Origin of the sequence: Flavobacterium frigidum (assembly GCF_048286735.1) — a bacterium.
Classification (GTDB): Bacteria; Bacteroidota; Bacteroidia; order Flavobacteriales; family Flavobacteriaceae; genus Flavobacterium.
On the sequence record NZ_JBLVPU010000005.1, the window covers coordinates 14,976 to 37,090 of the forward strand.

The 22,115-nt window shown below is 34.7% G+C and carries 19 protein-coding genes; 15 read left to right on the forward strand and 4 right to left on the reverse strand.

The window, feature by feature from the left end; all coding sequences use genetic code 11:
* Positions 1-271: 271 nt before the first annotated feature.
* The 3 genes from pyrF (at position 272) to ACNQGO_RS04430 (ending at position 3,086) form a co-directional block, all read left to right on the forward strand.
* Complete coding sequence (gene pyrF / locus ACNQGO_RS04420; RefSeq protein ID WP_417984386.1) at positions 272-1,114, forward strand: orotidine-5'-phosphate decarboxylase; 843 nt, start codon at positions 272-274, stop codon at positions 1,112-1,114.
* Positions 1,115-1,252: 138 nt separating this feature from the next.
* Positions 1,253-2,053: an ABC transporter substrate-binding protein gene (locus ACNQGO_RS04425; protein WP_417984388.1), complete on the forward strand. Its 801-nt coding sequence runs from the start codon at positions 1,253-1,255 to the stop codon at positions 2,051-2,053.
* A gap of 247 nt (positions 2,054-2,300) precedes the next feature.
* A complete protein-coding gene (locus ACNQGO_RS04430; RefSeq protein ID WP_417984390.1) occupies positions 2,301-3,086 on the forward strand; it encodes an alpha/beta fold hydrolase in 786 nt (261 codons plus the stop codon).
* 276 nt (positions 3,087-3,362) lie between these two features.
* Here the strand turns inward: ACNQGO_RS04430 and ACNQGO_RS04435 are convergent, their stop codons facing one another.
* Entirely contained in the window at positions 3,363-4,070 is a 708-nt protein-coding gene (locus tag ACNQGO_RS04435; protein ID WP_417984391.1) for a DUF4197 domain-containing protein, read from the reverse strand.
* 277 nt (positions 4,071-4,347) lie between these two features.
* Between ACNQGO_RS04435 and ACNQGO_RS04440 the strand changes: the two genes are divergently transcribed.
* On the forward strand, positions 4,348-7,800 hold the full coding sequence (locus tag ACNQGO_RS04440) for a methylmalonyl-CoA mutase family protein (RefSeq protein ID WP_417984393.1): 3,453 nt from the start codon (positions 4,348-4,350) through the stop codon (positions 7,798-7,800).
* 137 nt (positions 7,801-7,937) lie between these two features.
* Here the strand turns inward: ACNQGO_RS04440 and ACNQGO_RS04445 are convergent, their stop codons facing one another.
* On the reverse strand, positions 7,938-8,504 hold the full coding sequence (locus ACNQGO_RS04445) for a DUF1543 domain-containing protein (RefSeq protein WP_417984395.1): 567 nt from the start codon (positions 8,502-8,504) through the stop codon (positions 7,938-7,940).
* An 85-nt stretch (positions 8,505-8,589) separates the two neighbouring features.
* Between ACNQGO_RS04445 and ACNQGO_RS04450 the strand changes: the two genes are divergently transcribed.
* Positions 8,590-9,108, forward strand: coding sequence for a hypothetical protein (locus tag ACNQGO_RS04450; RefSeq protein WP_417948294.1), 519 nt, complete (start codon positions 8,590-8,592; stop codon positions 9,106-9,108).
* A gap of 67 nt (positions 9,109-9,175) precedes the next feature.
* On the opposite strand, the gene ACNQGO_RS04455 is transcribed toward ACNQGO_RS04450, so the two are convergent.
* Positions 9,176-10,123, reverse strand: a complete 948-nt coding sequence (locus ACNQGO_RS04455; RefSeq protein WP_417984397.1) for a TerC family protein — start codon at positions 10,121-10,123, stop codon at positions 9,176-9,178.
* 162 nt (positions 10,124-10,285) lie between these two features.
* Positions 10,286-11,302 (reverse strand): glutamine synthetase beta-grasp domain-containing protein, encoded by a 1,017-nt coding sequence (locus ACNQGO_RS04460; RefSeq protein WP_417968750.1) that lies wholly within the window; start codon positions 11,300-11,302, stop codon positions 10,286-10,288.
* Positions 11,303-11,563: 261 nt separating this feature from the next.
* Here ACNQGO_RS04460 and ACNQGO_RS04465 point away from each other — a divergent pair, with 261 nt between their 5' ends.
* The 10 genes from ACNQGO_RS04465 (at position 11,564) to ACNQGO_RS04510 (ending at position 22,083) form a co-directional block, all read left to right on the forward strand.
* Positions 11,564-13,753, forward strand: a complete 2,190-nt coding sequence (locus tag ACNQGO_RS04465) for a glutamine synthetase III family protein (RefSeq protein WP_417946293.1) — start codon at positions 11,564-11,566, stop codon at positions 13,751-13,753.
* 473 nt (positions 13,754-14,226) lie between these two features.
* Complete coding sequence (locus tag ACNQGO_RS04470) at positions 14,227-15,111, forward strand: hypothetical protein (RefSeq protein ID WP_417978985.1); 885 nt, start codon at positions 14,227-14,229, stop codon at positions 15,109-15,111.
* Between the two features lie 70 nt (positions 15,112-15,181).
* Entirely contained in the window at positions 15,182-15,703 is a 522-nt protein-coding gene (locus ACNQGO_RS04475) for a hypothetical protein (RefSeq protein WP_417978986.1), read from the forward strand.
* Positions 15,704-15,707: 4 nt separating this feature from the next.
* Positions 15,708-16,127, forward strand: coding sequence for a hypothetical protein (locus tag ACNQGO_RS04480; protein WP_417978987.1), 420 nt, complete (start codon positions 15,708-15,710; stop codon positions 16,125-16,127).
* A 14-nt stretch (positions 16,128-16,141) separates the two neighbouring features.
* Positions 16,142-16,441 carry a CsgE family curli-type amyloid fiber assembly protein gene (locus tag ACNQGO_RS04485; protein ID WP_309760055.1) on the forward strand — a complete coding sequence of 100 codons (300 nt, stop codon included), beginning with the start codon at positions 16,142-16,144 and terminating at the stop codon, positions 16,439-16,441.
* Between the two features lie 16 nt (positions 16,442-16,457).
* A complete protein-coding gene (locus tag ACNQGO_RS04490; RefSeq protein ID WP_417978988.1) occupies positions 16,458-16,862 on the forward strand; it encodes a curli assembly protein CsgF in 405 nt (134 codons plus the stop codon).
* 1 nt (position 16,863) lies between these two features.
* Positions 16,864-18,261, forward strand: coding sequence for a CsgG/HfaB family protein (locus ACNQGO_RS04495; protein WP_417978989.1), 1,398 nt, complete (start codon positions 16,864-16,866; stop codon positions 18,259-18,261).
* A gap of 17 nt (positions 18,262-18,278) precedes the next feature.
* Positions 18,279-19,799: a carboxypeptidase regulatory-like domain-containing protein gene (locus tag ACNQGO_RS04500; protein ID WP_417984401.1), complete on the forward strand. Its 1,521-nt coding sequence runs from the start codon at positions 18,279-18,281 to the stop codon at positions 19,797-19,799.
* 168 nt (positions 19,800-19,967) lie between these two features.
* The gene (locus ACNQGO_RS04505) at positions 19,968-20,807 is read left to right on the forward strand and encodes an OmpA family protein (protein WP_417948003.1); all 840 of its coding nucleotides are present in this window, start codon (positions 19,968-19,970) and stop codon (positions 20,805-20,807) included.
* A gap of 97 nt (positions 20,808-20,904) precedes the next feature.
* On the forward strand, positions 20,905-22,083 hold the full coding sequence (locus ACNQGO_RS04510; protein WP_417947761.1) for an AIR synthase related protein: 1,179 nt from the start codon (positions 20,905-20,907) through the stop codon (positions 22,081-22,083).
* Positions 22,084-22,115: the final 32 nt, after the last annotated feature.

The following is a 22,115-nucleotide window of genomic DNA, read 5'->3' on the forward strand; positions in this document are numbered from 1 at the left end:
ATTGTTTTATTAACTTTGCAAAGGTGGTTCAGCACTAGATTTTTTTTGTTACATAATACTTTATTTTCCTTGTATAATTCACATTTATTATATTGAAAATCAATTTATTTCGAAATTAGAACAGAATTGAGAGGTAGATTTTTTTTGCAGTGAGGAATTTTTTTGGCATGCTCCGTCTGTGTTTTTTTTCTAATTTTCTAAAGTTTTTATGTTGGGAAATGGCCAATCCTTTCGTAGTTTTTTCATAAATTTGTCTCACACAACTAAAATCATGACTACACTACAACTCATTGATCAAATCAAAACCAAAAAATCATTTCTCTGTATAGGATTAGATGTTGATTTGAATAAAATTCCACCACATTTACTGCAGCTGGAAGACCCCATTTTTGAATTCAATAAAGCCATAATTGAGGCCACCCATGACCTTGCGGTATCGTACAAACCTAATACTGCGTTTTATGAAGCTTATGGAATAAAAGGCTGGATGTCTTTGCAAAAAACGATTCAGTACATCAACGAAAATTACCCTGAAATCTTCACGATTGCGGATGCTAAACGCGGCGATATTGGCAATACTTCATCTATGTATGCCAAAGCTTTTTTTGAAGATTTGAATTTTGATAGCATAACTGTGGCTCCTTACATGGGGAAAGATTCGGTAGAACCTTTTTTAGCATTCGAAAATAAACACACAATTATGTTGGCTTTAACGTCTAACGAAGGTGCATTCGATTTCCAGACTTTATCCACAACTTCAGAAGGCGCTGTAGGTCAGGAATTATACAAACAGGTTTTAGAAACTTCTAAATCATGGAAGAATGCCCAAAACCTAATGTATGTAGTTGGTGCGACAAAAGCCGAATATTTTACTGAAATTAGGAAAATTGTTCCCGATAGTTTCTTGCTCGTTCCGGGTGTAGGAGCGCAAGGAGGTAGCTTGTCTGAAGTTTGTAAATATGGGATGAACGACACTATAGGATTATTAATCAACTCTTCAAGAGGCATTATTTACGCTTCAAATGGAATTGATTTTGCAGAAAAAGCAAGAGCAGAAGCCTTGAAAATGCAACAAGAAATGGAAGCGATTATTAGTGTTAAGTTTAAAGTCTAAGTTTTAAATGGGAAGAATGGTAAACTGGGACTTTTTTAATCCATTAAGAAATTCTCTTAAAGCTTAATTTTCTTAATTTCTTAATGGTTAAAAAACTACTAATTTATGTTTTAATAATATGAACTTTAAACTTTAAACTTGAAACAAAAAACTCTAATCGATCAAATAGGCACTTCCCATTCATTTGAAACTTCGCCCAAGCGCATTATTTCACTAGTTCCCTCGCAAACGGAATTATTGTATGATTTAGGTTTAGAAGACCGTATTATTGGGATTACCAAGTTTTGTGTGCATCCGTATCATTTTAAATCGATTAAGAAAATTGTTGGCGGTACCAAGAAAGTGCATGTCGAGAAAATTAGATTGTTGCAGCCGGATATCATTATTTGTAACAAGGAAGAAAACACCCTTGAAATAGTAGCCGAATTGAAGAAAATTTGTCCTGTTTGGGTGACCAATATCATCACGATCGAAGATAACTTCAAGATGATAACCGACTTTGGTCAACTCTTTAATTGTAGAACCGAATCGCAAAAATGGAATGATAAAATAGATTTTGCTTGGAGTGATTTTAAAAACTTCATCAAAGACATGCCGGTAAAAAAAGTAGCGTATTTTATCTGGAAAAACCCTTTCATGGTTGCTGGATCGGATACTTTTATCAATGAATTGCTTAAACTGAACCACTTTCAGAATATCTATGAGAATAAAGGACGTTATCCAGAAATCGAACTCAAAAAAATACGTTTAGAGGGTGATCCTGATTTGGTTTTCCTGTCATCGGAACCGTTTCCATTTAAAGAAGGAGATGCTTTCGAAATTGGCAGTCATACCCATCATGCTAAAACTATTTTTGTAGATGGAGAAATGTTTTCGTGGCATGGTAGCAGGCTTTTAAAAGCGTTTGACTACTTTAAAAAAATGCATCAAAAATTATAATTCACATTCTTTTAAATCAATTTTCCATAAACATTGCACTCTTGTGGTGTTTTTTACGGTATTAAAATCACCTCCGTGTGCATTTGATATTCTGGTTTAAGCTTCTCTATTTCATTTTTACCTTGCAATAATCCTTACTTTGGCGTGATTTTTTTGCAAATGAACAGCTTACAACTTTTAAAAGTGCAATATTTTTTGTTGCGATTGAGATTTAAAATTAAAGTCCTATTTTTACAAAAAAAATTAAGTGATTAATTACACCATTTACGAAAATAAAAATAGCGATCAATGGGTCACTTTTGTCCATGGAGCCGGTGGAAGCTCTTCTATATGGTTTAAACAAATACGTGATTTCAAGAAACAATACAATGTATTGTTATTGGATTTACGGGGTCACGGAGATTCTAAAACCACTTTAAAAACGGCGTTCAAACAGAAATATACTTTTTCGGCCTTAGCCAATGATATTCTTGAAGTCTTAGATTTTCTAGAAATAAAAAAATCACATTTTGTTGGGATCTCATTAGGTACAATCCTCATAAGGCAATTGGCAGAAATGTACCCTGAACGTGTACAAAGCATGATTTTGGGCGGAGCCATACTGAAAATGAATTTCCGTTCTCAAGTATTAATGCGCCTGGGAAACATGTTTAAATATGTCTTACCATATTTGGTGTTATATAAATTTTTTGCGTTTGTAATCATGCCCAAAAAAAGTCACAAGCAATCGCGTGTTCTTTTTATCAACGAGGCAAAAAAATTATATCAAAAAGAGTTTATTAAATGGTTTAAATTGACAGCCGAAATAAATCCCGTATTAAAATGGTTCCGCCAAGTAGAATTGAATATTCCTACTTTGTATGTAATGGGCGAAGAGGATTATATGTTTTTGCCATCTGTACGTAAGGTCGTAGAGAATCATTATAAATCATCAAAGCTATTTGTCATAGCAAATTGTGGACATGTAGTCAATGTGGAGCAACCAAATGCTTTCAATGATGCGGTTCTTTCTTTTATAAACACAGCTAAATAAAAATTGCCTGCATTAAAAAATGCAGGCAATTCTTTAACTAACCAAAACCAAAATAATAAATAACCAGTTTATTACCCTACAAAGGTAGTTTAGAGGATCAAGTTTTGTTGTTAAGATTTTGTTATTACTTTGTTGGATATACGTTAAGGTTTAGCACATTGCAGTTGTTGTATTTTTTTTAGAGAATTAAAATAGTAGGAAATTAACCTCTATTATTTAGTTTTAATACTACGTAGCAACTTGATAAGTCATCCAAAAAATAACTCACTAAATACTTTATTTTGCATCCTGTATAGCAAATACCTTTTGCAACAGCACCGAAGTTCTAGCACTCAAATTTGTTCTAATATTTTTTTCCTCGACAGCAACCATCTTAAAAACTCCATTTAACGCTTGATTGGTCACATAATCAGTCAAATCAGGATTCACTTTATTCACTAGCGGAATGCTATTGTATTTGGTAATAATGTTACTCCAAACCTTATCTGCACCTACTTTTGTGAATGAATTTTTAATTACAGGATTAAATTTTCCGTATAAAGCAGTAGTAGTGCTATTTTGTAAGTACGTTGTTGCTGAACTTTGATTCCCCATCAAAATAGTTCGTGCATCATTAAATGTCATATTTCTTACGGCGTCAACAAATATGGGAGTCGCTTCCTTCACAGCATCTTCAGCAGCGCGATTCAATACTTTCAAACCTTCGTCCGCTAATGAGCTTAATCCAATTCTACGCAAACCAGCATCCACTTTTCTTAGTTCTTCTGGCAATAAAATTTTCACTGCCTCATTTCGAAAAAAACCATCGGTAGCTGTCAATTTTGATACTTGTTTCGAAATCCCGTTGTTTAGTGCTTCCTTTAATCCTCCAGCAATATCAAGACCTCCTATCCCTTGCGTTTGCGGAAACTGATTCATTACTTGTTGCATTTCGGCGCAACTGGAGAGCGAAACCGCTACTAGTACAATAATAATTTTTTTCATCGTAAATTAGGTATTCATTAAATCGCCAAATGGCATTTGTAAAAATACAACTTATTCAAAAATAAAGCCAACTAATATTTTGGAGCAGTAATTATGGTGTTTTAATCATAATCTGTCCCGCTTTACGCTATATCCCCGCTAGAAAAAAGCGGGGGATGCCGCCACAATCTGGGCTAGACAACAAAATCTTCCCTTATTTACGAACAACAAGGAGCAACAACAAATGATTTTTAAAATAAAATTGTAAATTGCAGGCTTAAATTATCATATTCATAAAATGGAACAACAAATACCATATATCCCTAACAATAAAGTAAGAATTGTTACAGCTGCAGCGCTTTTTGACGGTCATGATGCCGCTATCAACATTATGCGTAGAATTATTCAGTCTACAGGAGTTGAGGTGATTCACCTTGGCCACGACCGAAGTGTAGAAGAAGTAGTGAATACAGCAATCCAAGAAGATGCAAATGCTATTGCCATAACTTCCTATCAAGGAGGACATAACGAATATTTTAAGTACATGTATGACTTGCTTCAAGAAAAAGGAGCGGGCCAAATCAAGATTTTTGGCGGTGGAGGTGGCGTAATTCTGCCTTCAGAAATAGCCGAATTACAAGCGTACGGAATCACCAGAATTTATGCTCCAGATGACGGACGCGCCATGGGATTGCAGGGTATGATTAATGACTTGGTGCAACAATCAGATTTTCCTACTGGAGATAAATTAACAAATGAGTTGGACCAATTAGAGTTGAAAAATCCAACGGCTATCGCCAGAATCATATCAGCAGCTGAAAATTTTCCGGATGTTGCGGCAAAAACTTTGGAGGCTATCCAAAAAAAGAATAAAAACAGCACAATTCCAGTATTGGGAATTACGGGAACTGGTGGCTCAGGAAAATCATCTCTTGTAGATGAATTAGTACGTCGTTTTTTAATTGATTTCCCAGAAAAAACCATCGGATTAATATCTGTAGATCCATCTAAACGTAAAACAGGTGGTGCATTATTAGGCGATAGAATCCGAATGAATGCCATCAATAATCCTCGCGTTTACATGCGTTCGTTAGCAACACGTCAATCCAATCTAGCTTTATCTAAATATGTTGCCGATGCGATTCAAGTGATTAAAGCGGCAAATTATGATATCATCATCTTGGAGACTTCTGGAATTGGACAATCCGATACGGAAATTATGGACCATTCGGATGTTTCTTTATACGTAATGACACCGGAATTTGGTGCTGCAACCCAATTGGAAAAAATCGACATGCTTGATTTTGCTGATTTAGTTGCTATCAATAAATTTGATAAACGCGGTTCTCTTGACGCTTTGCGTGATGTAAAAAAACAATACCAACGCAACCATAATTTATGGGATGTGAATTTAGACACACTTCCGGTTTTTGGGACCATTGCGTCACAGTTCAATGATCCGGGAATGAATACGCTCTACAAAGCGATTATGGATAAAGTCCATGAAAAAACGAATTCTGATTTGAAATCAACGTTCCAAATCACGCGTGAAATGAGCGAGAAAATTTTCGTTATTCCGCCACACAGAACACGCTACTTGTCTGAAATTGCTGAGAGCAACAGAAAATACGACGTTTCAGCAGTTAGCCAAGAACAAGTGGCGCAAAAATTATATGGAATTTTCAAAACGTTAGAGACGGTTTCTGGTAAAGTTCCCGAAATTAACAAAGCAGGAATAAATGAGGATTCGGTTTTACCAACTGCTTTAGAATTAGAAAAATCGGGCACAGCTGAGGATAAAATATTCTTAAATCTACTACTCAACCAGTTTGAAAAAGTAAAAATGGATTTGGATCCCTACAATTGGGAAATCATTTTGACTTGGAACGAAAAAGTAAATAAGTACAAAAATCCAGTGTACACTTTTAAAGTTCGTGACCGTGAAATAAAAATGGCGACACACACCGAGTCACTTTCGCATTCGCAAATTCCAAAAATTGCATTGCCAAAGTACAAAGCTTGGGGCGATATTTTACGTTGGTGTTTGCAGGAAAATGTTCCAGGAGAATTTCCGTTTACTGCCGGTTTATATCCGTTCAAGCGTGAAGGAGAAGATCCTTCTCGAATGTTTGCTGGAGAAGGCGGACCGGAAAGAACCAACAAACGCTTTCATTATGTGAGTGCAGGATTGCCAGCAAAACGTTTGTCAACTGCTTTTGATAGCGTGACTTTATACGGAAACGATCCACATGTACGTCCTGATATTTATGGAAAAATCGGGAATGCCGGAGTTTCGATTTGTTGTTTGGATGATGCTAAAAAATTATATTCTGGTTTCGATTTGGTGCATGCCATGACTTCAGTGAGTATGACTATTAACGGTCCAGCGCCAATGTTGCTTGGGTTTTTCATGAATGCTGCAATTGATCAACAATGTGAGTTGTACATAGCTAATAATGAGCTAGAAGCAGATGTCGCCGAAAAAATCAAACAAATTTATATCGAAAAGGGAATAGACAGACCACACTATCAAGGCGATTTGCCAGCGGGAAACAATGGTTTAGGTCTAATGCTTTTAGGTGTTACTGGAGATCAAGTTTTGCCAGCTGATGTTTACAATGAAATCAAGACAAGAACTTTATCACAAGTACGTGGAACCGTTCAAGCTGATATTTTAAAAGAAGATCAGGCGCAAAATACTTGTATTTTCTCTACTGAATTTGCCCTACGATTAATGGGTGATGTTCAAGAATATTTCATAACTAAAAATGTTAGAAATTTTTATTCGGTTTCTATTTCAGGATATCACATTGCCGAAGCGGGAGCAAATCCAATAACGCAATTGGCATTTACACTTTCAAATGGTTTTACTTATGTAGAATACTATTTGAGTCGTGGTATGAACATCAATGATTTTGGACCAAATTTATCGTTTTTCTTTTCGAATGGTGTTGATCCAGAATATGCAGTAATTGGACGTGTAGCGCGTAAAATTTGGGCGAAAGCCATGAAAAATAAATACGGTGCTAACGAACGTGCTCAAATGTTGAAATACCATATTCAAACATCAGGTCGTTCACTTCACGCACAAGAAATTGATTTCAATGACATTCGTACGACTTTGCAGGCGTTGTATGCGATTTATGACAACTGTAATTCGTTGCATACCAATGCGTATGATGAAGCAATTACGACTCCTACCGAAGAATCAGTGCGTCGTGCAATGGCGATTCAATTGATTATTAATAAAGAATTAGGTTTGGCCAAAAATGAAAACCCAATTCAAGGTGCTTTTATCATCGAAGAATTAACTGATTTGGTAGAAGCAGCCGTTTTACTAGAATTTGACAGAATTACAGAGCGTGGTGGTGTTTTAGGCGCTATGGAAACAATGTACCAAAGAAGTAAAATTCAGGAAGAAAGTTTGTATTATGAAACATTGAAACATACCGGTGAATTCCCAATTATTGGTGTAAATACATTCTTAAGTTCTAAAGGTTCTCCAACCGTAATTCCAGCCGAAGTAATTCGTGCTACCGAGGAAGAAAAACAATACCAAATAGATATGTTGAATAATTTGCATCAATCTAATCAGGATAAAGTGAATCAACAACTAAATGCGATACAAGAAGCAGCGATTAAGAACGAAAATTTATTCGAACACTTGATGGAAGCTACAAAAGTGTGCTCTTTGGGGCAAATTACATCTGCTTTATTTGAAGTAGGCGGACAGTATCGAAGAAACATGTAAGCTGAGAGCCATTTTCTTTGAAAAAAAAAAGTATGAATCGCTTATCCCGCTTTTGGGCGGGATCTTAAGAATTTAAAAAACCTTTCAGCAATGAAAGGTTTTTTTATGGTTTGTTCAAAATATTGGTTTCAATTATTTTATAATTTTTTAAGTTGGAAATAACCAATATGCAAAGGGTTTTCTTTTAGTGGAACTTCTGATTTTGTAATTTTTAAAGTATATAGCGCTTTAAATTCCTCAGGTAGTATATCGACAACTTTATAGCTATCGTCTATATCGATTCCGTATTTCTCGTCAAGGTGCGATTCGGCTCCTTTAAAACCGCAATGTTTGTAAAAAGCAGTTGCTTTAGATTTTTTAGTTGCCAAGGCAAGTTTATTGGCTACAGCCAGCATTTTATAATGGTATTCTTCAAATTCATTTTCTTTATAGCCACCTAAATTGATAAAAAACAATTGTGCTAATGAAGGATTTGTTGGCGTATTTTTAGAAACGACTTCAATAGTAAAATCGTCCACAACAGATACTTCGCGCCAAGCATCAATATGAAGTTTTCCTTTGGCTTCAGGCCAAAAATTTTTAATCTGTGGGATTAAATCTTTTAAGGATTTTCCAATTCCGAAAAAAATATCATGTTGCTCCGTAAGTCGTCCTGCCGGTGTGCAGCCTAGCATTAGCATGTATAATTTAAGTTCTTTTTCCATTTATCAAAAGTACATTATTTTTTAAAATAAATTTTGGCACAATTAATGGTTAGTATTTTTTATATAAATTATAAAACGATAAAGAATGAAAAAAATTACCTTAATTTTAGTTTTCATCGGGATGGTGGCACTACAAAGTTGTGAAGTAAATGAAGTAAATGATACTGCTGACAATGACACAATTAGCGAAGCATTTGAACTTCGTAATGTTGATTTTGGTTATAATTTAGACGAGGGATATTTCATTTCAAGAAACTTTAATTCTACTATTGGGTCTAATATTTATTCCTCCGATGTTGTTTTAATGTACAGATTGATTGGTGTAACTAATTCTAACGCTCCAATATGGCAGTCAATTCCTAGAACAATTTTTAATTCGAGAGGGGAGTTAGATTATGATTTTGATTTTAGTAAAGAGGATTTTTTTATCAGAGTTGATGGAAATTACAATTTGGAATTGACGCCTCAATACTTGGATAATCAAACTTTTAGGATAGTAATTGTTCCAGTAAATCTTATTAATTTAATAGATAAAGATAATTACGAAGCAGTAATTTCTGCATTAAAAATTAGTGAAAGCCAAATTCAAAAGATTAATTTTTAATTAACAAAATGTATAAAAAAGGGAAATCTCATGATTTCCCTTTTTTGTTTTATTTATTTTTTGAATTTTATTGTACTTCTTTACTGGCTTTTCTAAGAGAAACTATAATCCCCGTAATAAGAGATAACGCAATAAAAGCAAGAGAAACCCATTCTGGCATTTCTATAAAGTCATGTAATAGCATTTTTAACCCAACAAAGCTTAAAATAGCGATTAGGCTGTATTCTAAATAACTGAATTTTGCCAGCATGTTAGCCAAAAAGAAATACATAGATCTCAATCCTAAAATGGCAAAAATATTAGAACTAAAGACTAAAAACGGATCATTTGTTATGGCTAATATTGCAGGAACACTGTCTATAGCAAAAACAACATCCATTACTTCAATAACCACAAGTGCAACAAATAATGGTGTTGCAGCAGTAATATGTCGTCTTTTTACAAAAAAATGCTCCTCGTCAATGTGATTGGAGATCGGTATTATTTTTTTTAGACTTCTATATACAAAAGACTTTTTAGGTTGAAATTGTTCATCATCGCCACTGAACAACATTTTCATCGCAGTATACACTAGGAAAGCACCAAAGATATACGTGGTCCATGAAAATTTATTTATAAGTAGCACTCCAAAAAAGATCATTAATCCTCTGAAAACGATCGCCCCTAAAATGCCCCAGAATAAAACACGATGTTGGTATTTTTGTGGAATTTTAAAAGCTGAGAATATAATCGCTATAACAAATATGTTGTCTACGCTCAGCGATAATTCGATCAAATAACCTGTAATGAATTTAATAGATGCTGTGCTAGGCCTCAATAAATCGGGATTAGCAATATAACTTGTCCCATAAAGCCAATAGATCACGCCAGAGAACATAAAGGATAAAGCAACCCATATTGCGGTCCATTTTCCCGCTTCTTTAGAACTGATAATGTGAGGTGTTTTGTTAAAAACTCCTAGGTCAAGCGCTAGAAAAAGTATCACAGCAGCTAAAAAACAAATCCAGACAATCATATACAAATTATTTTAAGTAGTACAAAGATACTTTTTGGTTCGCCAAAATCGAAAAATATTCTAAGATAATAGTTTTTTTTACAAAGATACAGACAAAATAAAAGTGCCAACTTTTATGAAGGCACTTTATGAAATACGAAATTAAGTTTTAGTAGTAGAAGGTTACACCAAAGCAGAATTTACCGTTTTTATAATTCGGGCAGCAATTTTATAAGGATCACCATTTGATGCAGGTCTTCTATCTTCTAACCATCCTTTCCATCCTTTTTGAACAGTCATTAATGGAATACGAATAGAGCAACCTCTATCAGAAACGCCATAAGAGAAGTCATGGATAGAAGCAGTTTCGTGTTTTCCGGTCAAACGAAGATCGTTGTAAGCGCCATAAACAGCAATATGTTCTGCAGTTACAGGTCTAAATGCTTCACAGATTTTTTCATATACTTCTTGTGAACCACATGTTCTTAAAACTTCATTCGAGAAATTAGCATGCATTCCTGAGCCATTCCAATCGGTATCGCCTAATGGTTTTGGGTGGTAATCAATATAGTATCCGTACTTTTCTGTTAGTCGATCTAATAAATAGCGAGCAATCCAAATTTCATCCCCTGCTTTTTTTGCTCCTTGCGCAAACAATTGAAATTCCCATTGGCCACAAGCAACTTCTTGATTGATTCCCTCAAAGTTAATCCCAGCTGCAATACATAAGTCGGCATGCTCTTCTACTAATGCTCTTCCGTGTGTGTTTTTTCCGCCAACAGAGCAGTAGTACATACCTTGTGGAGCAGGATAACCTCCAATAGGAAATCCTAATGGCAACAATGTTTTAGTATCCATAATGAAATACTCTTGTTCAAATCCAAACCAGAAATCACCATCATCATCAATAGTAGCTCTGCCGTTTGAAGAATGTGGTGTGCCATCAGCATTCATCACTTCAGTCATTACTAAATAACCATTGATGCGAGTAGGATCAGGATAGATAGCTACGGGTACCAATAAACAATCAGAGGAACCGCCTTCGGCTTGTTTTGTAGAGGATCCATCAAAAGACCAATTTCCAATTTCTTCAAGTGTTCCCTTAAAGTTTTCGTGCTCCTCAACTTTAGTTTTGCTTCTCAGGTTTTGAGTTGGTTCATAACCATCTAACCAAATGTACTCTAATTTTATTTTTGCCATAACTATGTAAATTAACTGGGTGATTATTTTCTTGTGCAAAAGTAAAACATTTTTTCAATCAATAGAAATTAGGGGGTATTTTTTATTAATTAGTTCATTATTTTTTGGAGAAGTATATTTTTAACGGGGGTAAATTTTTTAAAATAGATTATTTTGGGTTAAAAAATATAATTTGATAAAGTCAGCCGAATGTTTTTTTGCTTTTTATTGATTATATTTGAACTTTATCCAACACATAACTACTAATTAAAAAATCACGCTATGCCAACATTACGTTTCCAAGCTTTGAGAGAAGCATCAAACAGAAAGCCTGTTCAATTTGAAGAAACCGATAGAAAATCAACCATTTTTGGTTCGAATGTGTTTAACGATAAGGCCATGAAGCAGTATTTAACTTCCGATGCATTTAAAGGCGTGCAAGGTGCCGTTCAGCATGGAACTAAAATAGATCGAAAATTAGCAGATTATATAGCCATGGGGATGAAAGAGTGGGCGCTAGCAAAAGGAGTGACACATTACACACACTGGTTTCAGCCGCTTACGGGAACTACTGCAGAAAAACACGATGCTTTTTTTGAAACGTCCTATGATGGCAGTGATCCAGTAGAAAAATTTGGTGGTGCGCAATTGGTACAACAAGAACCGGATGCCTCTAGTTTTCCTAATGGTGGTATCAGAAATACATTTGAAGCGCGAGGATATACTGCTTGGGATCCTACTTCTCCAGCTTTTATATATGGAACTACTTTATGTATTCCTACCGTTTTCATCTCTTATACTGGCGAAGCATTAGACAATAAAATTCCATTATTGCGAGCGCTTTCTGCTATGGATACTGCTGCAACAGAAGTGTGTAAGTATTTTGACAAAAATGTTAAAAAGGTTACAGCAACTTTAGGTTGGGAGCAAGAATATTTTTTGATTGACAAATCACTAGCAGATTCTCGTCCGGATCTTATTATGACTGGAAGAACGCTGCTTGGACATACTTCTGCTAAAGGACAACAACTAGACGATCATTATTTTGGATCGATTCCGACCCGTGCTTTAACTTATATGAGAGATTTAGAGCAAGAATGTATGTTGCTTGGAATCCCTGTAAAAACGCGTCATAATGAAGTAGCACCTAACCAATTTGAATTGGCTCCTATTTTTGAAGAAACAAATTTGGCAGTAGACCACAACTGCTTATTGATGGATGTGATGCAAAAAGTAGCTGAACGTCATGATTTGAAAGTTTTATTTCATGAAAAACCTTTCAAGGGAGTAAATGGTTCTGGAAAGCACAACAACTGGTCATTGGCTACAGATACTGGTGTGAATTTGTTAAGCCCAAGTAAAACCCCAATGAGCAATTTACAGTTCTTAACGTTTTTTATTAATACCATTAAAGCAGTTAATGATTATGAAGCGCTATTGAGAGGAGCAATTGCAACAGCAAGTAATGATCATAGATTAGGTGCCAATGAAGCTCCCCCAGCTATTATTTCTGTGTTTATTGGAGAGCAACTGACTAAAGTTTTAGCAGAGCTGGAAGGCGTTACGGCTGGGAAATTATCTCCAGAGGAAAAAACCGACTTGAAGTTGAACGTTGTAGGTAAAATTCCAGATGTCCTTTTAGACAACACGGATAGAAACAGGACTTCGCCTTTTGCGTTTACAGGAAATAAATTTGAATTTAGAGCTGTGGGTTCTTCTGCAAATTGTTCTAATGCGATGACTACTTTGAATACCATAGTAGCCAAACAATTGAAAGATTTCAAAATTGAAGTGGATGCTTTGATCGAATCCAAAGACATGAAGAAAGATGATGCCATCTTCAATGTGTTGCGTGAGTACATCAAAGTTTCTAAAAATATACTTTTTGAAGGAGATGGTTACAGCGAAGCGTGGGAAGTAGAAGCAGCAAAACGAGGATTGAGCAATTTTAAAACAACTCCCGAAGCCTTAAAAGCTAGAGCTTCTAAACAAGCCTTGGATTTGTTTTCTGAAATGGGGATCATGAATCACATTGAAGTTGAGGCCCGTTACGAAATCGAATTGGAGGAATACACCAAGAAAATTCAAATTGAAGGTCGAGTTTTAGGTGATATTTCAAAAAATCACGTAATTCCAACAGCTATTCGTTACCAAAATACTTTGATAGAAAACGTAAAAGGTTTAAAAGATATTTTTGGAGCCGAATTTGAATCGATCGCCAAGGAACAAATTATTTTAATTAGAGAAATTTCAGGACATATAGAAGGAATCAATTCTAAAGTAGAGGCAATGACTGACGAAAGAAGAAAAGCCAATACCTTGACAGATGCGCAAGAAATGGCTGAGGCGTACTGCAATACTGTGAAACCATACTTTGAAATCATCAGAAACCATTGTGATAAATTAGAATTATTAGTCGATAACGAGCTTTGGACCTTGACTAAATACAGAGAATTATTGTTTACAAAGTAAAATGTTTTCAAATTATAGAGTCAAAGCCTTTCTGTAAAGAGAGGCTTTTTTCATTTTTATTCGCTTTAGAAATAGTATTTATGTTCGAGAAAAGTTGAATGATTTTAATTTGTATTAAGAAATGTTTAAGCATGTATTAATAAATATCTATTGTATTTTATTGTAATTATTTAGTTAAAAGTTAATTTATTATGGCTTTTATATTAATGTAAGTAAAGTTGTATTATATTTTTTTTGTAAAAATGTAGTTTGTCGATATACAATTACTTTTTATCGAAAATTTATCTATTAACTTGAAAAACAGGTATTTATACGTGTTTTTTTTATTTTGTCTTTTCTATCTTTGAAATGTAATACTGAAACAAGATTTATAAAAAAAGTCGTTGTTTGATTATTTAAAAAAAAGATTCCCCAAATCACTTTTTTAAACCTACATAATAACTTGTATTAACAACCAATTAAATATATGTATTATGAAAAAAGTAATTTTGAGCATCTCAGCGATGCTATTTGTAGGAGCAGCATCTTATGCGCAGCCGGGCCCAGTAGCTGGAGCAAATTCAAGTTTGGTAGGACAAACAGGAACTTCACAAAATGCACAAGTTCATCAAATTGGAACCGCACAGAGTTCAAAGATCAAACAAACGATCAACAACAATGATGCGTTTGTGTATCAAGGTGTAAATCCGGGGCAAATTATCGTATCTGGTAACAACACTTCGGCTAAAAACATGGCAGACGTAGATCAAAAAGGGAATGACAACCGTGCGTACATCTCTCAAAACAACTGGGACAATAAAGCGACGCAAAAACAAGTTGGTGATCGAAATGACGCTACCATTTGGCAGGACGAAATTGTAGTAGCAACTGCACAATTGTTTGGAGCCGATGAAGCTATGCAAAAACAAACTGGTAAAGACAACAAAGCGACAATTGATCAAGGAACGTCTGGAAACAATCCTATTCCAGCTGTATCAACTTTCTTTATGATGGTGCCTCTTAGTTCAGCAGTGCCAACTTCGCCACACGGATACAACAAAGCCAGTCAAACGCAAGATGGAAACTTCAATTTGGCCTACACGAGTCAAGGAGGAGAGCGTAATGATTCTAAGATTTCTCAAAACAGCACTACACAAGTTGCTACATTAACTGCAAGAAACGAGGCAAACCACTATCAATATGGTAAAGATAATCTAGCTGAAACAACTCAAAAAGGTTTCAAAAATTTAGATAATGTTTTGCAAGAAGGTTTGTTTAATAAATCATTTACAAATCAAACAGGTACGAGCTCAGGAAACATAAACGCAGTTTCTCAACAAGGAAACAGTAACATGTCAAATGTGATTCAAAGTAACTAATTAAGGTTTTTTTAGATAAGGACAGCTGGTATAAAAGCTGTCCTATCTTTTTTAATTTAAAATTAGAATCATGAAAACATTCCTATTATGTAGCATTTTTTGTTTCTCCTATTTTCAGGTGGCATTTGCTCAAATTTTTGTAACAAATGCAATTGATCCAGCGGTGCTAAGGCCGATTGATTTGTTTCAAAACAGACCTATACGCAATCCCATTCAATTGAGTACTATAAGTACGGTACTAGTGAGTCAAAATTTTGGAAATATTGTTCAAATACGGCAAGTAGGGAACTTTAATAACGTTCAGGCTAATTTGGCAGCAAACAATATTGAATTAGATATTACTCAAAAGGGAGACAAGAACCAAATATATTTGAATAAACAAGCCAAAGAAATCAATCATATTATTTGGCAAGAAGGTAATAATAATAGAATCAATGATTTTGCTTCTTTTTCTAATTATGCTAGTAACAACGTAGTAATTCAAAAAGGGAATAATCAAAGTTTTACAAGTTTTGGAACTAATTCATTATCAAGAGATATGCAAATTAGACAGACAGGGACCGGAACTGCAATTATAATTATCAATAAATAGAAAAATGAAGGTCAACTACAAAAATCTTTGCATACTTGTATTTTTTGTATGTCCGTTACATTTTTTTGCACAAACCACTAATACCGTGGTAAAAGCAAAAATTATTATAGAGAAAAATCAGTCTGTTGTAACCTTGACTGGAGCAGCAGAGAATTTGTCTGAAGTTGTTCAAAGTTTTTCTTATAAGTTATCTGTCATAAAAAAAAATAGTACTTCAGACAATCAATCTACGAATGAACAAGAAGGTTTTTTTACATTGAATGCGAACGAAAATAAAAATTTATCTACTTCTCAGATTAACTTAACAACGGGAGATGAAGTGATTGTTCTGCTACTTTTTTACAATGAAAATAAACAACTAATTGGAAAAGACAGAGTAGTGCTAGGAGAACAAAAAAAAAAGAACAGCCTCAACGACTTTTAACTGAAGGGTTTGAATTGACAGGTATTATATCTGATGAGACTAAGACTAAAGTTGGTAAAGATTTCTATGACTTGTACTATTATTTGTACCATGATTACCAGATAAGCGCAAAAAAAATAGTGGTTCTTACAGAGGAATTTAGTTTTGCCAGAAATACTAAAATAATTGTCGGCATTGAAAATGAAATTATATTCGAATTTTTAACAAGGCCAGATGAGGAATATCTATCGCAGATGGCTGAACAAGCTATTTATGCCACTTACCTGCATTTAAAAAATCTTGAAAAACAAAGTAAATATTTTACTCAATATTAATTTATAAAATGTACCCATGAAGCAACTAGTAACAGTAGCCTTTATTGTTCTTGGCATACAATCATTGCTTGCCCAAGATTTAGTATATAAACCTAAAAATCCCGCTTTTGGTGGAGACACCTTTAATTACCAATGGCTGGCTAGCTCTGCTGAGTCTCAAAATAAATTTACAGATAAGACCATCAAAGAAAAATCACAAACAGAGTTAGAACGATTTACTTCAAGTTTAAATTCTCTTTTACTCAGTCAAATCTCAAGTTCACTGTTCCGCCAGCAATTTGGCACCGATGGCATCAAAATAGGATCGTATACATTTGGAAGTTTGTCAGTAGAAGTGTATCCTTCAGCAGATGGATTAACAGTACATATTTTAGACACAAAAACAGGTGAACAAACGCAAGTAATTATACCAAATCGATAATATGAAATGTAAAAACCATTGTTATTTATTGCTTTTTTTGACACTATTTAGCTGTGGTGCCTATTACAATCAACCCACTGGAGTTGAAAAAGCAATTATTGGTGAAAATACGAAAGCGACAACAGCCCTTAAACAATTGCCAAAAGCAAAAGAACAAATTGTAGTTGGGCTTTACAAATTTCGCGATCAAACCGGACAATACAAAGCTTCAGAAAACGGTAGCAATTTTAGTACTGCTGTAACGCAGGGTGCTACTTCAATTTTAATTAAAGCGCTTGAAGACTCCAAATGGTTTATCCCTATTGAAAGAGAAAATATTGGCAATTTGCTACAAGAACGAAACCTTATTCGATCTACTAGACAAGAATACACTAAAGATGTAGATCCTAATGTGCCACAAATAACACCTTTACTCTATGCGGGAGTTTTATTAGAGGGTGGCATTATATCCTATGATACTAATATTATTACTGGCGGTTTTGGTGCTCGATATTTTGGTACGGGTGGCTCTGTAAAATACAGGCAAGATCGAGTTACTATTTATTTGAGAATGGTATCAACAGCTAACGGAAAGATTTTAAAATCTGTTTATATTTCGAAAACAATATTATCGCAAGCCATCGATCAAAGCCTTTTTAAGTATGTTAACTTCAAAAGATTATTAGAGGTAGAAACAGGGTATACTACAAATGAACCCGTACAAATGGCAGTGACCGAAGCGATTGAAAAAGCAGTGTGCACACTAGTTCTTGAAGGGATAAAAGGTGGCATTTGGGAGGCTGATGCAAGTCCAGAAGCTATTGATGAAGCTTTAGTCAACTATGAAAAAGAAAATGAGCAAGCACTGACTAACTCTTTATTTGGAAGAAATTTGCAAGAGCGACGTTCAAAATTTGCAGTTGAAATTGGAGCTGGAGCAACACTTATAGATGGCGATTATAGCAATCCTACGTTAAGACCATTAGGACGAACTGCTTTAAAATATTTTTTTACTCCAAGTTTTAGCATTAGTAGTTCGCTCAACGTATTTAAACTAGCTAATAAAGGACTTTTAGATGTAGGATATGCTACGGTAGATGTGAATGCGGAACTATTGGTATTGCCAAAAGATAAATTGAGTCCCTTTGTATTTGCAGGTTTTGGTTTCGGAACGAATAAGATATTCGAGAATAGACATTCTAAAATTCAATACGGTGCTGGACTGGAATATCTTGTCAGTTCGAAAATAGGAATTAAGGCTTTCGCTGAACAAAATATCAATTTTAGTGATACCATAGATTATTTAGAGCGTGGCGTACGTGATGATTATTATTTCCGATTTGGCGTAGGACTTACTTATTATTTTCAAATTAAAAAGACAGCTCGAAAAACAACTATTATTACAAATTCTAAAAAATGATGATAAAGGAACCTAATATGAATCGCAATATCTTACCAATAATTCAAAGAGTTTTAAAAGTAAGATATATAGTCTTGCTCTTTTTCATTTTTCTTTCTTGTGAGGAGGAAAAGTTTGCAGGAGAAGAATTTGGTACTATAGAAGGTAAAGTAGTTAGTGCTGTAGATTTTAAACCTATGGCTAATGTTAAAGTGTTCTCAAACCCCAATACTAGCATTGTGTTTACTGACGAACAGGGTAAGTTTGTAGTCAATAATGTAAAAGTAGGGGATTATTCGTTTGAGGCTCAAAAGGAAGGATATATTGCTAAATTTGAAGCAGCAACCGTTAATGCTAATAAAACCTCTAGTTTAGTTTTTGAGTTGAAGTTGTCAACTACAAATAATAAACCTCCTACAACGCCCGTGTTAGTGACACCGGCAGATAATGCAATCAATCAGGCTCTCGAAATCAATTTAGCATGGACAGCCACCGATATAGAGAAAGACAGTTTAAAATATGTAATTACATTACGAAAAGAGAACAATACAGAGGTCGTAACTTTTCTTAACATTTCTAAAAACACATTAACCATTAAAGGCTTGTCCTATAGCACTAAATACTATTGGCAAGTAGCAGTTTCTGATGCTATTAATCCCGCTGTTCTAAGTCCAGTGCGCGCTTTTACCACAATAGACTTCCGTGATGCTCGGTTTCTATTTGTCAAAAAGGAGGTTAATAACTATGTAATTTATTCCGGAGATGAAAGTGGTAATCAGTTACAACTGACCAATACTAGCGTAAATAGTTGGCGCCCTCGAAAAAATAATCAAGTAAATAAAATAGCATTCATAAGATCAAATGGTGGTCAAAATCATATTTATACGATGAATCCAGATGGAACCAACGTATTAAAAATCACCAACGCGGCACCTATTTCTGGCTTTAATTCGGATTATCTCAATTTTTCTTGGAATGCCTCTGGAAGCCAAATTATATATCCATCTTTTGATAAGTTGTATCGCATCAATAATGACGGAAGCGGCTTAACCAAGATTTATCAAACACCAAATGGTAAGTTCATTTCTGAATGCGATTGGAGCAATGACGGTTCAAAAATTGCTATAAAAGTAAATGATCCTAATGGTTACAACGCTGAAATTTATGTAATCAATACAGCAGGAACAGTGCAAAATCAGGTTGTGTCAGGTATTAATGGAGCGATAGGAGGGCTTAATTTTTCTATAAACGGACAACGATTAATTTTTACAAGAGACGTATCTGGTTTTGAAGATGCAAATTACAGGCAATTAGATAGCCGAGTTTTTCAAGCCGTATTAAGCACTGGCGTAACTACAGAAATAAGTGCCGAAAAACTTATCGGGACCATAGATATTGACGTAAGACTTTCGCCAAATGAAGCCGAATTTATTTTGATGAATACCTCAAACGATGGCTTGTCTATTAAAAATATTATCAAGTACACTCCTGCAGGGAACAATCTTGGTGCATCGCGTTTGATACTTTTTTCAAATGCAAGTATGCCAGATTGGGAATAAAATAACGATTGGAATTATATATCAAAAAAAAGCATCTTTTTAATAAGAAATGGATGCTTTTTTCGTTTGTGTATCTGAATAGTGCTTTCTGGTCTTTTTTTAACGATATCATTAATTTGATTCACGAGCCAAAAGCTTTAGATTTTATTCTAATTGAAATCAAAGAAGATGATCAAATATTTACTCTTTATTAGCCTACTCTGGAACGGAGCACTATTTTCGCAAGAAAAAGCTATTTTTTATTTTGATCTTGATCAAGATTATCTCAATAGTAAATCTGAAATGAAATTTACTCAATGGTTGCAGGATAAGCAGCAAATTAAAATTTCTCGAATTGAGGCTTATTGTGATAGTACAGCTAGTTTTTCATACAATATGCTGTTGGCGAACAGAAGAGCAAAATACATAAAAAAACGTTTTGAAAATCATACCATTAATATTGATTCTACTGCGGCTGTTGTAGCATTCGGTGAGGATTTTAAAGGTGCTACACATCACGGTATTCATCGTAAGGTAGTTGTTTTTTACCATAACATAATTCCAAGTTCTGAAGTGATTACTCCGTCACCTTTACAAATTAAAAATACAATAAAAACATTAGAATCGCCAATAGTAGAGAGTTCAAATAATTTAACTACGCAGCTTCAGAAAGCGGAAGTAGGTGAATTTATAATTTTGAAAAATGTTAATTTTAAATTTAATTCAGAGGTAATTGTTGATCGAGCAACTGATATTTTAAATGAATTATTGCGTTTTATGCAACTCGAGACTACTTTGAAAATTGAAATTCAAGGACATATTTGTTGCAACAGTGACCCAAATGACGTTAAGTTATCTTACCGAAGATCAAAGGCTATTTTTGATTTTTTGATTCGAAGCGGAATTGCAACAAAAAGATTGGGTTATAAAGGATTTGGAAGTAGTAGACCTATTTACCGTTTGCCCGAAAAAAACGAAAAAGAACGAGCGGCCAACCGCAGAGTCGAGATTTTGATCCTTCAAAAATAGCACAAAAATCCTAAAACCTTGTTCCTAATTCCTAAATCAAATTAGTATCTTTGCACCACAACTATCTGCCTAAAAGCAGGCTTCACAACTATACTACATGAGTTCAGATACTTCAAAAAGATATGCGCTTCGCGGTGTTTCGGCATCCAAAGAAGATGTTCATAATGCTATAAAAAACATTGATAAAGGATTGTTTCCTCAAGCTTTCTGCAAAATTGTCCCTGATTATTTAACCCAAGATGAAGAGTATTGTTTGATTATGCACGCTGATGGAGCGGGTACAAAGTCTTCCTTGGCGTACATGTATTGGAAGGAAACAGGCGACATCTCGGTATGGAAAGGCATTGCGCAAGATGCGTTGATTATGAATATTGACGATTTATTGTGCGTAGGCGCAACAGATAACATTTTACTTTCTTCCACCATCGGAAGAAATAAAAATCTCATCCCTGCGGAAGTGATTTCGGCTATCATCAACGGAACGGAAGAACTAATCAAAGAACTTGATACTTTTGGTGTGACCATTCATTCTACAGGTGGAGAAACCGCTGATGTAGGTGATATTGTTCGAACTATAATTGTAGATTCTACAGTTACAGCTCGTATGAAACGTAGCAAAGTAATTGATAATGCCAACATTCAAGCAGGCGATGTAATCGTAGGACTGGCTTCTTTTGGTCAAGCAACATATGAAAAAAGCTATAATGGCGGAATGGGAAGCAACGGACTTACATCTGCACGTCATGATGTTTTCGGGAAGTATTTGGCAACCAAATATCCAGAGAGTTTTGATGCTGCCGTTCCCGAAGAATTAATCTATTCCGGACAAGTTAACTTGACGGATGCTGTTGAAAATTCACCAATTGATGCTGGACAATTAGTATTGTCGCCAACTAGAACGTACGCTCCAATCATCAAGAAAATTTTAGACCAATATTCTTCTAATGAAATTCACGGAATGGTGCATTGCAGTGGAGGAGCGCAAACTAAAATTTTGCATTTCGTAGAAAATTTACACATTATAAAAGACAATTTATTTCCAGTTCCGCCTTTGTTTCAGTTAATCCAAGAGCAATCAAAAACCGATTGGAAAGAAATGTATCAAGTATTCAATTGTGGTCACCGAATGGAAATTTACGTTCCCGAAGCTATTGCACAAGACATTATCGAGATTTCAAAATCATTTAATGTCGATGCACAAATAGTTGGTAGAGTAGAAGCTGCCACTTCAAAAAAACTGACAATTACCAGCGAATACGGAACTTTCGAATATTAAAAAGCTTCAATCGGAGTTCATTTTTCAATCTT

Bases quoted from the DNA above. Each gene is read 5' to 3' on its own strand.
- ACNQGO_RS04460 (WP_417968750.1), bottom strand. From the start codon at position 11,302: ATGGCAAAAATAAAATTAGAGTACATTTGGTTAGATGGTTATGAACCA.
- ACNQGO_RS04495 (WP_417978989.1), top strand. From the start codon at position 16,864: ATGAAATGTAAAAACCATTGTTATTTATTGCTTTTTTTGACACTATTT.
- ACNQGO_RS04470 (WP_417978985.1), top strand. From the start codon at position 14,227: ATGAAAAAAGTAATTTTGAGCATCTCAGCGATGCTATTTGTAGGAGCA.
- ACNQGO_RS04480 (WP_417978987.1), top strand. From the start codon at position 15,708: ATGAAGGTCAACTACAAAAATCTTTGCATACTTGTATTTTTTGTATGT.
- ACNQGO_RS04500 (WP_417984401.1), top strand. From the start codon at position 18,279: ATGAATCGCAATATCTTACCAATAATTCAAAGAGTTTTAAAAGTAAGA.
- ACNQGO_RS04490 (WP_417978988.1), top strand. From the start codon at position 16,458: ATGAAGCAACTAGTAACAGTAGCCTTTATTGTTCTTGGCATACAATCA.
- ACNQGO_RS04440 (WP_417984393.1), top strand. From the start codon at position 4,348: ATGGAACAACAAATACCATATATCCCTAACAATAAAGTAAGAATTGTT.
- ACNQGO_RS04475 (WP_417978986.1), top strand. From the start codon at position 15,182: ATGAAAACATTCCTATTATGTAGCATTTTTTGTTTCTCCTATTTTCAG.
- ACNQGO_RS04505 (WP_417948003.1), top strand. From the start codon at position 19,968: ATGATCAAATATTTACTCTTTATTAGCCTACTCTGGAACGGAGCACTA.
- ACNQGO_RS04445 (WP_417984395.1), bottom strand. From the start codon at position 8,504: ATGGAAAAAGAACTTAAATTATACATGCTAATGCTAGGCTGCACACCG.
- ACNQGO_RS04465 (WP_417946293.1), top strand. From the start codon at position 11,564: ATGCCAACATTACGTTTCCAAGCTTTGAGAGAAGCATCAAACAGAAAG.
- pyrF (WP_417984386.1), top strand. From the start codon at position 272: ATGACTACACTACAACTCATTGATCAAATCAAAACCAAAAAATCATTT.
- ACNQGO_RS04450 (WP_417948294.1), top strand. From the start codon at position 8,590: ATGAAAAAAATTACCTTAATTTTAGTTTTCATCGGGATGGTGGCACTA.
- ACNQGO_RS04435 (WP_417984391.1), bottom strand. From the start codon at position 4,070: ATGAAAAAAATTATTATTGTACTAGTAGCGGTTTCGCTCTCCAGTTGC.
- ACNQGO_RS04455 (WP_417984397.1), bottom strand. From the start codon at position 10,123: ATGATTGTCTGGATTTGTTTTTTAGCTGCTGTGATACTTTTTCTAGCG.
- ACNQGO_RS04510 (WP_417947761.1), top strand. From the start codon at position 20,905: ATGAGTTCAGATACTTCAAAAAGATATGCGCTTCGCGGTGTTTCGGCA.